This window comes from Candidatus Accumulibacter cognatus (assembly GCF_000584975.1).
Taxonomy (GTDB): domain Bacteria; phylum Pseudomonadota; class Gammaproteobacteria; order Burkholderiales; family Rhodocyclaceae; genus Accumulibacter; species Accumulibacter cognatus.
The window spans coordinates 20,410-33,401 of the sequence record NZ_JDST02000082.1; the positions used below are offsets into that span (position 1 = coordinate 20,410).

The window sequence follows — 12,992 nt, forward strand, 5'->3', positions numbered from 1 at the left end:
GCCTTCAGTACACGGCCGCCGGCGAGATCACCGCGGCGGTGGAGCCGCGGGTCCGCGCGTGGGTCAGGGTGAACAGGAACTGGTACACCCGGCGCCGGGCGAGTTCCTCGGTGGCCAGATTCTCCAGGCCGAACAGGCCCATCTTCACGTACATCGTCTGGGGAACGAGGAAAGGACGCTCGGGGTCCTCACCAGGAACCGGTCCGTAGCTCCAGGTGTCGGCGCCCGTGAGCGCGACATGCCGTGCGTATAGCCAGTGCACGACCTCGAGGCCTGGCCCGGGCTCGCCCGAAAGGAATTGCGCATTGTCGCGCCCCCACAGCCCGCCCCAGCCGGTGTGGAACAGTACGGCGTCGCCGGCCTGGACATCGATCCCTTGCCGCTGCAAGGCACCTTCAAGGTCGGCGACGCTGATCACGTAGCCCCTGGGCAACCGTTGAACCCCCTTGTACGCCGCTACATCCACGAGAATGCCGCGTGTAACGATGGGCGGTACGGTCTCGATGCCGAATTTGCTCAGACCCCAGTCCTCGACCACGTCGGCCGTCGTCCAGCCGTTGTAGAATCGGTCGCCGATCTGGATGTGGCCGATGGAATCGAGTTGCGTCCCCACCTGGAAGGTGCCGACCTGGATCTCGGTGATCCAGTTGATTTCGTTGCGGCCCCAGCCCCGGCCTACGGCGTCGGGACGGCGCAGGTTGGTCCAATGGGGTGAGATATCGACGGTCTGGTGCCAGTAGCGACCGGGAAACTTGGGGGTGTTTTCATCCAGAACGCGACCGAGGTCGACGACCGTGCCTGTCCTTACCAGGCGGGCGGCGGCGGCGGTGATCGCCGGCGTGATCTCGTTGAGCGTTCCGAGCTGGTCATCGGCACCATAACGGCTTGGCCACCAAGGCTTCTGGCCATCGGGCAAGGGCGTGGCAAGCGCGCGCGAGTCGGAACCCGCGGCCAGCGCCTCCGCCCCTGTGCCCAGGCTCAGGGCCAGGGTGGCGACGGCAAGGCCGCGAATCACCTGCTTGACAAACGGGTACATGCTCACCCTCCTTCCCGGAATTCTGGATACAGGGTCATGCCGCCGTCGACATACAGCGTTGCGCCGGTAACGTAGTCGGAGTGATCCGAAGCGAGCCAGACCGCGGCCCTCGCGATGTCACGGGTCTCGCCAACCCGGTAGTAGGGGATGAGCTTCAGCAAGGCCGCTTCCGCCTGCGCCGTCGCCCACGCCGAGGTATTGATTGGCGTCTTGATCGCCCCCGGTGAAATGGCATTGACGCGGATCTTCTTCATCGCCAGTTCCTGCGCCATCGTCTTCATCAGCATCGCAACGCCGCCCTTGCTCGCCGCATAGTTGGCGTGCCCGGCCCAGGGGATGAGGTCATGGACCGACGACAGGCAGATGATCTTGCCCAAGGAGCACGACAATTGCGGCATCAGGCCGCGGCGCAGGAACTCGCGCACTGCTGCACGCGCGCACAGGAACTGGCCGGTGAGATTGACGTCGATCACCTTGCGCCATTGGGCCAGGGTCATCTCGTGAAAGGGCGCGTCCTGCTGCAGGCCGGCATTGTTGACCACGATGTCGATCGAACCCAGTTCGCTGATGGCACTCTGGAACATCGCCTGCACCTGCTCCTCACTGCTGACATCCGCTTTGATGGCGAAAGCGCGGCTACCCGTGGCGCAGATTTCATCGACCACGCGCTGGGCATTTTCGTCATCGGTGACGTAGTTCACCACCACGGTGGCACCGGCTTCAGCCAGACCCTTGGCGATCGCTTCGCCGATGCCCGAGTTGGCGCCCGTCACAATGGCGCGCTGACCATCGAGCGTGGTTTCCCGGATGTTGGTCTGATGCATCCGCATTTCGCATGCTCCACATGATTCAGTCATCACGTCACCTCAGCAGGCAAGAATTTTGCGGCGGATCAGATGATCCAGGGAGAGCTTGCCAGGACCGTGAAACAAGGTCACCAGCAACAGCAGGCCCCAATACTGGTGATCCTTGAGGCCGACCTCGGACAGGTCGGGATACGAGATCACGGCGATGATGTTGAACACGAACAGGACCGCGGCAGAGGCACGCGCGCCCAGACCAAGCACCAGCAGTACGGGCATGAACAGTTCGACGCCGGTACCGAGATAAGCAGCCACTTCCGGCGGCAGGCCAGGAACGGCGTATTCGTTTTCGAACAACGCGACGGTGGACGACCAGGAAGCAATCTTGGTCAGGCCCGATTGAAAGAAGACGCTGCCGACCAGCAGACGGATGCCGAAGTCCAGGCCGGGCGCCAGCCAGTCGGCGGCGCGCAGCGCGAGTTGTACCCAACGCACGATACGGCCAGGATGGTCGGCGGGTACGCTGATGCCGCCGTTTCGATTCGCTACGAGATCCATTTCACTCTCCTTCAGGATGGGTCGGCGTCGCCCTGTCCGTTGCGGTGGCAGCGGACAGGGCGTAGGCCAGGCTTATTTGCCCGCGCCGCCGGGTTTGGCATGTGCGCTGGAGGTGACCGTGCCGCCGGCGATCTTGTCGCAGGTCCCCTTGGGCACGAACACCCAGGCCTCCGGGTCGCGGTCCACCTTGGCTGTTCCGGCGCACGAACTCTTGCTCGTGCCGCAGTCGTTCTTGCCGGCCTTGACGATGCCGGCGCACTTTTCGTTATCACCGGCAGCAGCGATGGCCTGGCTGCTTGCCGCGCTGACGCCGAGGGCCAGCAGACCGGCGATTGCACTACGGATGATTTGCTCTGAGTGGTTCATGGTTGTTTCTCCTTACGGGTTGGTTGAAGAGATCAGACAGGATGGCATCCCATCTGTGGTCAGTATGCAGAGCGGACTTCACGCCCTGTTCACCGAAAGATCACGTTTCTGTAAACGCGATCGTTGGTCACGTTGCCCGCGACCGGGAAGGGCCGCCGCCCCGATCGCTGTGCTGGTCGGAACGATGAACCCAGCCAGCGTGCTATCGCTTACCCGCTGCACCAGAAAGGCCGCGAGGTCAAAATTCGCATCGACCACCTGCGCCGCGTCCAGCGCAGCCTGAAGCGGCATGTTCTGCACCAGCGCGGTCAGCAATGCGAACTCGGAGTCGCCGACGGGCTCGATCGCCATCGCATCACCCCGACGGCGAATCAGCAGCCGCACGGGACCGGCGGCAAGGTCGACCGTCACACTATCCGCAGCGTCGGGCTGATTGGCCGCCCAGATGCGGTCAACCGGGAAAGGCGATGCCAGGAGACGGCAGCTCGGGTGTAACTGGAAATGCAGCGATGGCAGCATGGCTTCCGCCACCGACATCAACTGGTCGATCGCCATCGCGCTACCGTTGGCAGCATGAAATGATTCATGCCAGTTCCACTCCAGCCGCGCCACGTCGCCGAGATAGGGCAAACCGGCCGCCGGGGGAAATTGCTCGAGAAAAGTTGAAAACTCGCCACCAAAACCATGCAGATTGCCCTGGCTGGACGGATGGCACGGGATGTAGTGATCGGCGGCGAAGCGGAAGAAATCCTCACCTACCAGTCGCTCGATGACCGGGTAGACGTCGCGGAGCGCCTCACGATAGTTGTGGACGATGTTGTTGCGGTAGATTGCCAGTCGCGCCGCCGGCGCCATGCCGTTGGCGCAGACGAAGCTCTCGGCTGCGACCTCGGTCGCATCGAACATGCCGCGCACGAAAGCAAGCTCCAGTTCACGCAGCGTAGGCATGTCTTTCCCCTAGCAGGTGATCGGCGGTAGCCGCCTCCTGCAACAGTACCGCCAGCGGCGGCAGGTCGGTATCCCATTCGATCAGTGTCGGCCGCGCACCGAAGATCTCGACCGCCTCAGCGTAGAGCTGCCACACCGGGTCGGCGACGCGGGTGCCGTGCGTATCGATGAGGAGGCCGGCGATCCGGTCGAAGCCGGCAAGGTGCATCTCGCCGACCGCTGCCGCCGGCACCGCTCTCAGGTAGTGCCGCGCGTCGAAGCCGTGGTTGCAGGCGCTGACGTAGATGTTGTTGATGTCGAGCAGGATGCCGCAACCGCTGCGAGCAGCGACTTCAGCAATGAAGTCCCACTCGTCGATCGTCGAATGCGAGTACTGCAGATAGCTGGAGACGTTCTCGACCAGGATTGGACGGCCGAGCGCCTCCTGCGCCTGGCATACGTGCGCGCAGACCACGGCCAGAGCCTCTTCGGTATAGGGCAGCGGCAGCAGGTCATTCACATGCCTGCCGGCGACACTGCTCCAGCACAGATGCTCCGACACCAGGCCAGGTTCGATACACGCCATCAGGGTCTTCAAGGCCCGCAGATGATCCTGATCAAGGCTGTCCGTGGTGCCCAGCGACAGGCCGACGCCATGCAGACTGATCGGGTACTCGGCGCGGATGCGTTCCAGGTAGTGCAGTGGCTGACCGCCGCCAAAATAGTTCTCGCTGTGCACTTCGAACCAACCGACGGCCGGCAGCGTCGCAAGGATTTCGCGGTAGTGCGGCGCGCGCAGCCCAATCCCACTGCGCGCCGGCATCCCCGTGGCAAGCGGTCGGCTGCGCAGCGCGCCCAGCGCAGTCATGCGTCCATGGCTCAAGTCAGTTTCGGTTGTAGCAGGCATGTGCATTGTCCTCATCGAGTGGGCTCGCGTGGCAGCCGGAATGGCCGCCGGGGTAACCCTTTCTCCCGGGTTGTTGTGCATCGTCGAAAGCAGTATGGCGGCCGAAAATCACGGATGTATCACGCACTGCTCAAGCTTCAATCACATCGGCAGGCACCGACTAGCGCCAGCGACGGCAGGCCGGCAACACTCAGCAGAAACTTGAATCTATTGCTTACTTCGCCTATGGTTGCGCCTGTGAAAGCTGCGCGAAGGACGACTGGAGGATGCTTCTTGATCAACTTGCGATGGAAAATCCTGCTACCACCCTGCCTGTTCGGTGTTCTTGCGGCGGCCTATTTGGCATGGGGCTGGCTACCGGAAGTGATGCTGCCGGCCGGGCGGACGGCTTTGGCAATGGCCGTGTTGGCGACCGCAGCGGCATTCCTGGTGGTCAGTGCGATCACCGTCGATCGACAGGTCATCCAGCCTCTGGCGGGCCTTGCCCGCCACCCTGGCGAAATCTTCGAGTCAGGTGATCTCGTCAATGCCGATCCTTCTGCGGGCAATGAAATCCAGGCCGTCAAGCTCACTATCGAAGCGCTCACCGATTCGGCCACCCGGCAGCGGCGGCACGAGTGCGCGGTCGAGCAGCGGTGCCGGGAGATCGAGGCCGCGCTGCGGCTGAGCGAGGAGCGTTATGCGCTCGCCCTGCGTGGCAGCAGCGACGGCTTGTGGGAATGGAATCTGGCGAGTGGCGAAATGCTGCTTTCGCCACGCTGGAAGAGCATGCTCGGGTTCGCCGACAGCGACTTGCCCGATTGTCGGGAGCGGTGGCGGGAGCGCATCCATGCTGACGATCGGGCGGCGGTGGAAGCCGCCATCCAGGCCAACCTCGAGAGCACTGGCGAGCCCTATGAACAGCAATATCGCATGCTGCATCGGGACGGCAGTACGCGCTGGATACTGTCGCGGGGAACGGTGGTCCGTCATGCTAGTGGCAAGGCTTATCGGATGGTCGGGCTGGATACCGACATCACACGCATCAAGCGCTTTGAAACCATCCTCAACGAGATGGCGGAAGGCACCGCGGGCGCGGCCGGCGATGCCTTCTATCGCACCCTGGTGCAGCATTTCGCCTGTGCCCTACAGGTCTCGTGTGCCTTCATCACCCAGTGCGCGGATTATCCGACGAGCCGCCTGCGGACGCTGGCCTTCTGGTCCGGGCACGCTTTTCTCGATGATTTCGAGTATGACCTGCCGGGTACGCCTTGCGAGACCGTTGTCAAGGAAGGGCGCGTCTGCTTCCACCCGCAGAACGTCGGCACGACTTTCCCCGTCGAGGCAGGCTATGAAGGGTATCTCGGGATTCCGATCTTCGCCAGCGACGGCAAGGTCATTGGCCACCTCGCTTTTCTCGACACCCGGCCGATGGGCGACGAGATGCTGATCGCGTCCATCTACCGCGTCTTCGCGGCGCGGGCCGGGGCCGAGATGGAAAGGGAGATGGCTCTCGAAGTGCTTCGACTACAGGCGGCTAAGCACGCTGCCGAACAACCGCAAGGGAGCCCACATGGTACGACAGGTTCTGGTAGTTGAGGACGACGAGGACATTGCCCGGCTGATCACGCTTCAGCTCGGCGAGCTGTCGTGCGCGGTGAAGACTGCCTACGACGGGATCGTCGGCCTCGCCGAAGCGGAGTCGCGGGACTATGACCTGGTGATTCTCGACCGGATGCTCCCCGGCATGGACGGACTGGAGATTTGCCGCCGCATTCGCGGCAAGAGCACGTATACGCCAATTCTGATGCTGACGGCGAAGTCCACCGAGCTCGATCGCGTTCTCGGCCTCGAGATGGGCGCCGACGACTACCTCACCAAACCGTTCAGCGTGCTCGAGCTCGCGGCGAGGGTGAAAGCCATTTTTCGCCGCGTGGACCACCTGGCCAAGCCGACCGAACAGGCCAAGGTACTTGACTCGGGGCCGCTGCGAGTCGATGTCGAACGGCGGCAGGTGACTCTGGCCGGCAAGGCGGTCGATCTCACCGCCAAGGAGTTCGACCTGCTGTGGTACTTTGCCGAGCACCCGGGCCGCGTCTACAGCCGCGCGCAACTGCTCGACAAGGTATGGGGCTATAGCCACAGCGGATACGAGCACACCGTCAATGCGCACATCAACCGCCTGCGCGCGAAAATCGAGCCGAATCCGAACCAGCCGGAGTTCATCCTGACGGTGTGGGGTGTGGGCTACAAATTCCGCGACCAGAGCGCCGGCTGAACGTCCATGTTGCGGTCGCTCTACGGCAAGCTGACGATCGCTCTCATGTTGGTCTTCTTCTCCCTCGGCGCCGCCTTCATCGTGGCGACGGAGCAGATGCTCGAGGGCCCCCGCCTGCTCGAGCTGGCCGCCGATCTGATCGTCGGAGCCATTGCCTTTTCCCTGCTCGCCGCCTTGATCGTTTTCAATCTGCTGACTCGGCGCCTGCGTCTGCTGGCCGCCGAGATGGATGCCTTTCGCGCCCACGGCCTCAGCCAGCCGATGCGCGGTCTGAACGCCAGGCCGCAAGGCGACGAGATCGATCGCCTGGTCATCGCGTTCCAGGAGATGTCGGAACGTATAGCCTCGCAACTGCGGGCACTCGAACGCAACGACGAGCAGCGCCGGGAACTGCTCGCCAACGTGTCGCACGACCTGCGCACGCCGCTCGCGTCGATGCAGGGTTATCTGGAGATCCTGCTCCTCAGGCATGGCGCGCTATCTCCCGACGAGGCGCGCAGCTACCTCGAGATCGCCGCCAAGCACAGCGACCGACTGGGCAAACTGGTGCGTGACCTGTTCGAACTCACCAAACTCGAGGCGCACGACGTCCGTCCGCAGGCGGAAGAATTTCCGTTGACCGAACTGGTGCAGGACGTGTTGCAGAAGTTCGAGCTGACAGCCGAGCAGCGTGGCCTGCGCCTCGAACATCGCTTGGCCAGCGCCGTGCCTCCAGTGCGGGCCGATATCGGCATGATCGAGCGCGTCCTCGAGAACCTGCTGGAGAACGCGATCCGCCACACGCCCGCCGGCGGAGCGGTGCGCATCGAACTCGACGCTGACGCGGAGCATGTGCTGGTCAGCATCAGCGACACCGGTCGCGGCATTGCCCCCGAGGATCTGGCCCAGGTCTTCGATCGCTACTACCGCGTCGACCGTGGCGAGTTCGGCAACGCGGGCAACGCCGGTCTGGGTCTGGCGATCACCCGGAGAATCGTCGAACTGCACGGAGGATGCATTACCGTGGACAGCACCGCCGGGGTCGGGACCACGTTCCGCTTCGACCTGCCGGCCGTGCCGCGGCGCTGCTGAAACCCCGGGCCGAAGTTCACGCGCCCGGACCCCGGATATCCAGGCGTCGATCGCCTGTCCGACGGCAGCGGCTGCTGAACAGCGGGCCGTTCCCTTGCCCTCAGGCGGCCATCGACTGCGTTTGCTGGCGCAGCGCCTTGAAATGCTGGTGCCGGCGCGCCGTCGCCTCCTCGCTGTAGAGCGCAACGACCATCTGGCGCAGGCCGGCCGCCAACTCCTGCGGGCTCATGTGTGTCGGCCGGAAGCCGACGTCGAACAAGGTGCAGCGCTCCCATGCCCGATCGGCCAGCAGGCGCCCTTCCCGCTGCAGTTGCGCGAACAGCGGGGTACCTGGAAAAGGTGTCGGCACCGTCACCTGCACGTCGAAAGGCAGGGCTTCGGCAACGAAGTCGAGGACCTGATCGAAGATCTGTGTCGTCTGACCGTCGAGTCCGAGCACGAAGCAGGCGTTGACGCGAATGCCCCGGGCCTGGATGCGGCGGATGGCGTCGCGATATTGCGGTGCCTGCGACAGTTTCCAGTTGCACTTCGTCTCCACCCCGTCGAGTCCCTCGGTCGTTGGGCTCTCGAGACCGATCAGCACCTCCGCGCAACCGGCTTCGCGCATCAGCCTCAGCAACTCGTCGTCTTCATGAATCGCGAGATCGCTTTCTGCAAACCATTTGATCTGGCGCTTGGCGATCTCTGGCAAGAGGGCTTTCCAGTAGGCGCGGTGACAAAAGCTGTTGTCGTCGGCGAACTCGATGAAAGGCCGCGGCCAGAGCGAACGGATGTGGTCGATTTCCGCCAGCACCTGCGCCGCAGGTTTCTGCTTGTACTTGCGGGTGAGCAGGATCGAACTCGCGCAGAAGCTGCAGCGCCATGGGCAGCCGCGGCTGGTCTGCACGGTGATGCGGTTGTAGCGCTCGAGGTCCAGCAGTTCGTACGCCGGCATCGGGGCGGCTGCAAGGTTGAACTCGGCACCGCGCGCGTCGTACAAGGGGCGCAAATGGCCACGCTCGGCGTCACGCAGAACGTCGTGCCACACGGTCTCGCCTTCGCCGACAACTGCGGCCGCACCGTGGGCAATCGCTTCCTGCGGCAGCGCGGTCACATGCAGGCCGCCTATCACCACCGGGATACGCAGTGTCCGATAATGTTCTGCCACCTGGTAGGCTTCCTTGATCTGCGCGCTGAAGCTCGAGATGGCCACCAGATCGACGTCACGGGGAAGCTGGTCGATGCCGCTCAGGTCGGGCATTTCAAGGTAGCGGCGCTGGTGCTGCGCCGGCGTCATCCCGGCCAGAGTGAGCAGACCGAGGCTGGGCAGCGAGGCAATGCTGCGATTGCGTTCGACGAAACCGGGGAGCGTCAGGCCGAGCGCGGTCAGTTCGGGATCACAGGCGCGCAGTCCGCTCATGGCGATGAAGACGATTCGCAACGGCTTCGTGCCGGCGATCACCGGCATGGACTGACTAGCCGCTGCGGGCAATGCGAACGGCCCATCAATCGGCTGGCTCATGGCAGCACCTCGCCAGCGAGCAGGCCGACCGCGCCACTGATCAGCGTCACCACCGGCAAGAAGAAAAGGTGACGGAAGCCTGGGCGCCACGCTGCAAGAAAACAGATGGCCGGCATCAGCACGGCGCCTGCCACCAAGGACCAGGCAGCGAAGGCGGGCGTCGCCGCTCCCATCAGGCTGACCGTGTTGGCGAACGCGAGATTGAGAAACGCTATCCCGAAGAAGCTGATGTGGCCCAGTCGCAGCAGGCGGCGACGCCAGCTGCCGTAGCCACCCAGCCACTCGTCGCGGTGGAAGAAAAGGCCGATCAGCGCACCGCTGAGCAGTCCCAGCAGGATGCCGATCCAGGCCATCCAGAGGTTGATGTGGTTGAGGGTAGGGTTCATCGCATGCTCCTTCGTGGTTGTTCCGGCATCCGTCATCTAGCAGTTTGCGTGCCATCCGTAACCTGTTGATCTACAATGCAGCCAACCCCGGATTCTGGCTGCCGGTACGCGTTCCATGTATGCAGCCATTGCATTTCCTGTACATGCTCGTGAGGTGCTGTCATGGCTGCGTCGCAGATGCTGAGCGCGCGTGATCGAGACTTCTTTCTGCGCATCGGCAAGATCGTTTTCGCCAATCCCTTCTCGGAGATACGGGCGCAGCAGGTGCGCGAAGTCGCCGGGGACTTCATGCGGCCAGGGATGGCCGACGCCGAGGCCCTGATGACGGTCATCAACCGCCGATTGCAGGCGCTGGATGCGCAGGGGACGTTCGCGTTGAGTGATTTGACCGCCGAAGACGCCCACTGCGCGAAGCCGGTATTCCTTTTCGACGTTTATCACCGCCATCTGGCAGGCCTGGACGCCCTGATCGAGCGCCAGGCCAGTCAACGGGAAACGCGGGTTGACGCGACGCTCGCCGACCGGCTCCTCGGCGAACTGGTACGCCGAGGCTTTTCCGACGAAGAAGCGGCCCGTTATTTCGCCCTCTTTCACCAGTTGCGGCGGGCGTACTACTTCATCGAGGCCGGACTCGTGGGCGAGAGTCCATCGATGAAAAGCCTGCGGCGGGCTCTCTGGAACAACGTCTTCACCCATGACATGCAGTTGTTCGACACCCATCTGTGGAAACGGATGGAAGATTTCTCGACCCTGCTGCTGGGGGAAACAGGAACCGGCAAGGGTCAGGCGGCGGCGGCGATCGGCCGCTCGGGGCACATCCCCTACCTGTGGCAGCAGCGGCGTTTCGCCGCCAACTTCGCCGACAGTTTCATCGCCATCAATCTGTCACAGTTCCCGGAGACCCTGATCGAGTCCGAGCTGTTCGGCCATCGCAAGGGTGCCTTCACCGGCGCCATCGAACACCACGACGGCGTTCTCGCGCGCTCGAGCGCGCACGGCACGCTGCTTCTCGACGAAATCGGCGAGGTCAGCATCCCGATTCAGATCAAGCTCCTGCAGGTATTGCAGGAGCGAAGTTTCACGCCCATCGGCAGCCACCAGACACAGCGCTTTGCCGGACGCGTCATCGCCGCTACCAATCGACCCGTACATCAACTGATCGCGCGCGGCGAATTTCGTCACGACTTCTACTACCGCCTGTGCTCGGATGCCATCACGCTGCCAACGCTGCGCCAACGACTCGCCGAGGCGCCGGACGAGCTGGCGAGACTGGTCGGGCTGTTGGTGACGCGCATGCTCGGCGTTGCCGACGCAACGGTCGGCGGACGTGTCCTTGACGCGCTCGCCGGCTGCCTGCCAGCCGATTATCCGTGGCCGGGCAATGTGCGCGAACTCGAACAGGCGGTGCGTCGCATCCTGCTCACCGGACGTTATGATGCCGCCATCGAGGCGTCAGCCGGAGCGAGCAGCGACGCCTTGCTGCAAGCGATCGACGACGGCCGGCTCGGAGCCAGCGCCTTGCTTGCCGGCTATTGTCAGCTGCTCTACAAGCGCCTGGGCACCTATGAAGAAGTGGCACGGCGCACCGGTTTGGATAGACGCACCGCCAGGAAGTACATTCATCAGCAAGCGGATACCGCCGGTCCGGCGTAGCGGCCAGACCTGGGTGCCGAGGCGGTCAGGGCGACGATCTTCACCGCCTCGCCCCTTCCAGCGCCCGGATGTGCCGGCTTTCGGTATCGATAACTGAAATGGACCCGGTCGGCGATATTGGCGCCCGGACGGCGAGTTGGCGACGGCACGGCGAAAATGCAGCCCGCCGTGTCGACGAAGCGCACTTCGATCAGGCCATCGGACAGCCGGCGCCGATCGCTGACCAGCTCGCTGAAGGGTCTGCGTCGAATCCCGGTGGTCGGCGATCGATCGAGCAGGCAGGAGCGCTGTAGCAAGGAAAGCGCTGGAGAACGACAGGCCGCCGCCGAGGCCGATGAGCGAATCGCAAGGCTCGCGGCGCCGCGGTGTCAGCGCCCAGCGGCGGTCAGGCGGTCGAGGAGCAGCAGGATTTCGGCGGCATCGTCGTAGTTCAGTCCGGGCGTCTCGGCGAGCGCCGCGCGGCGCTGGCCAGTTGCGCGAGCCCCGCGGCGGCGCTGCCGCGGTCGCCGGCGAGCAGCAGGCCGGCGATTTCGGCCGCCAGGCGCGCGCCGGGCGTGTGGTTCTCGCCGCCGTCGCGGCGCCAGGCGAGGAAGGCCTCGCGCGCCTGCCGGCTCGCCTGGCGCGCTTCGCTGGCACGGCCGTCGTCGTTCTCGATCTTGGCGAGGATGGCCCAGGCTATCCACGGCATGGCGGCGTGGCCGAGCCCGTGCATACACGCGATCGCGCGTTCGATCTCTCGGCGCGCTTCCTGCCGACGGCCGAGGCGGCGCAGCGTGCTGGCGAGGTTGTTGCGCACGCGGCCTTCGTTGGCTACGTTGCGCAACGCGACGTCGCTCTCGGCCGCCTGGCGATAGTGCGTGACGGCGTCCGGGGCGGCCGAGAACGTCGGCGTAGAGAAGGCCCAACTGGGTCAAGGTTCCCGCCTGCCCGGCCACGTTGTTGCATAGCACCTCGATCGCCAGCGCTTCGCGATACGCGTCTTCCGCGGCTTCGCCGTTGCCGGCGTAGTGGTGGACCAAGCCGATCTGGTGCCAGGCGACGGCCACCGACGCCGCTTCGCCGAGCGCCGCGAAGCGCTCGCGCGCTTCGGTATGCGCGGCGAGCGCTTCCGGGAAGCGGCGTTGCAGTAGGCGGACGGTGCCCAACTGGCCCTTGCCAACCGCGACCTCGCGTTCGTTGTGGCGCTGCTCGGCTAAGGCAATCGCCTGTTCGTACGCCTGCACGGCTTCGTCGAGGCGACCAAGGTCTCGAAGGCAGTCCGCCCGCTCGCCGATGCAACGCGTCACCATGTGCGCTGCGCCGCAGCCGGGTGCACGCGCTTCGACCGTAGTGAAGCGCCGCTGCGCATCTGCGAGCAGCGGCAACGCGGCGCCGGCCTGCCCAGCCCGGAACAGCATTCGCCCGAGGAGGATGAACGCCGTCGCCAGGTCGTAGTCGGCGTCGGCGTACACCGCCTCGCCGGCCGCCTGCGCGCGCTCGTGCAGCCGTTGCGCCGCCGTCAGCGCTTCGCCGACGCGGCCGGCGGCG

Annotated in this window: 14 protein-coding genes; 4 read left to right on the top strand and 10 right to left on the bottom strand. The window is 64.5% G+C overall.

Going from position 1 to position 12,992, the window contains the following annotated elements; translation table 11 throughout:
* Positions 1 to 4: 4 nt before the first annotated feature.
* The 6 genes from AW06_RS15190 to AW06_RS15215 all read right to left on the bottom strand — a co-directional run bounded on the left by AW06_RS15190 (position 5) and on the right by AW06_RS15215 (position 4,558).
* On the bottom strand, positions 5 to 1,036 hold the full coding sequence (locus tag AW06_RS15190) for a cyclase family protein (RefSeq protein WP_273704770.1): 1,032 nt from the start codon (positions 1,034 to 1,036) through the stop codon (positions 5 to 7).
* Between the two features lie 2 nt (positions 1,037 to 1,038).
* Positions 1,039 to 1,866 (bottom strand): SDR family oxidoreductase, encoded by an 828-nt coding sequence (locus AW06_RS15195; protein ID WP_246148994.1) that lies wholly within the window; start codon positions 1,864 to 1,866, stop codon positions 1,039 to 1,041.
* Positions 1,867 to 1,902: 36 nt separating this feature from the next.
* Positions 1,903 to 2,397: a DoxX family protein gene (locus AW06_RS15200; RefSeq protein WP_034951677.1), complete on the bottom strand. Its 495-nt coding sequence runs from the start codon at positions 2,395 to 2,397 to the stop codon at positions 1,903 to 1,905.
* Positions 2,398 to 2,469: 72 nt separating this feature from the next.
* Positions 2,470 to 2,763 carry a DUF2282 domain-containing protein gene (locus AW06_RS15205; RefSeq protein ID WP_034951678.1) on the bottom strand — a complete coding sequence of 98 codons (294 nt, stop codon included), beginning with the start codon at positions 2,761 to 2,763 and terminating at the stop codon, positions 2,470 to 2,472.
* A 78-nt stretch (positions 2,764 to 2,841) separates the two neighbouring features.
* Entirely contained in the window at positions 2,842 to 3,711 is an 870-nt protein-coding gene (locus AW06_RS15210; RefSeq protein WP_273704771.1) for a DNA-binding domain-containing protein, read from the bottom strand.
* Positions 3,695 to 4,558 carry a DUF692 domain-containing protein gene (locus AW06_RS15215; protein WP_046535229.1) on the bottom strand — a complete coding sequence of 288 codons (864 nt, stop codon included), beginning with the start codon at positions 4,556 to 4,558 and terminating at the stop codon, positions 3,695 to 3,697. Before AW06_RS15215 ends, AW06_RS15210 begins: the two co-directional genes overlap by 17 nt.
* A gap of 312 nt (positions 4,559 to 4,870) precedes the next feature.
* On the opposite strand from AW06_RS15215, the gene AW06_RS15220 reads away from it, so the two are divergent.
* From AW06_RS15220 to AW06_RS15230, 3 genes are read left to right on the top strand one after another with little or no spacing between them, the layout of a single operon-like run.
* On the top strand, positions 4,871 to 6,175 hold the full coding sequence (locus AW06_RS15220) for a PAS domain-containing protein (protein ID WP_273704772.1): 1,305 nt from the start codon (positions 4,871 to 4,873) through the stop codon (positions 6,173 to 6,175).
* Complete coding sequence (locus AW06_RS15225; RefSeq protein WP_034951680.1) at positions 6,150 to 6,854, top strand: response regulator transcription factor; 705 nt, start codon at positions 6,150 to 6,152, stop codon at positions 6,852 to 6,854. Before AW06_RS15220 ends, AW06_RS15225 begins: the two co-directional genes overlap by 26 nt.
* A gap of 6 nt (positions 6,855 to 6,860) precedes the next feature.
* Entirely contained in the window at positions 6,861 to 7,925 is a 1,065-nt protein-coding gene (locus AW06_RS15230; RefSeq protein WP_034951682.1) for an ATP-binding protein, read from the top strand.
* Positions 7,926 to 8,025: 100 nt separating this feature from the next.
* On the opposite strand, the gene AW06_RS15235 is transcribed toward AW06_RS15230, so the two are convergent.
* Positions 8,026 to 9,426, bottom strand: a complete 1,401-nt coding sequence (locus AW06_RS15235; protein WP_138678776.1) for a radical SAM protein — start codon at positions 9,424 to 9,426, stop codon at positions 8,026 to 8,028.
* Positions 9,423 to 9,812 carry a hypothetical protein gene (locus AW06_RS15240; RefSeq protein WP_034951684.1) on the bottom strand — a complete coding sequence of 130 codons (390 nt, stop codon included), beginning with the start codon at positions 9,810 to 9,812 and terminating at the stop codon, positions 9,423 to 9,425. The genes AW06_RS15235 and AW06_RS15240 overlap by 4 nt, the downstream gene beginning before the upstream one ends.
* A 162-nt stretch (positions 9,813 to 9,974) precedes the next feature.
* On the opposite strand from AW06_RS15240, the gene AW06_RS15245 reads away from it, so the two are divergent.
* Positions 9,975 to 11,465, top strand: a complete 1,491-nt coding sequence (locus tag AW06_RS15245; protein WP_034951685.1) for a sigma 54-interacting transcriptional regulator — start codon at positions 9,975 to 9,977, stop codon at positions 11,463 to 11,465.
* Here the strand turns inward: AW06_RS15245 and AW06_RS20915 are convergent.
* Both AW06_RS20915 and AW06_RS15255 read right to left on the bottom strand, forming a co-directional pair.
* Positions 11,435 to 11,761, bottom strand: a complete 327-nt coding sequence (locus AW06_RS20915) for a hypothetical protein (RefSeq protein WP_273704773.1) — start codon at positions 11,759 to 11,761, stop codon at positions 11,435 to 11,437. The two genes, AW06_RS15245 and AW06_RS20915, sit on opposite strands and share 31 nt — an antisense overlap.
* Positions 11,762 to 11,833: 72 nt before the next feature.
* A partial coding sequence (locus AW06_RS15255) for a tetratricopeptide repeat protein (protein ID WP_034951688.1) occupies positions 11,834 to 12,992 on the bottom strand: 1,159 nt, incomplete at its 5' end.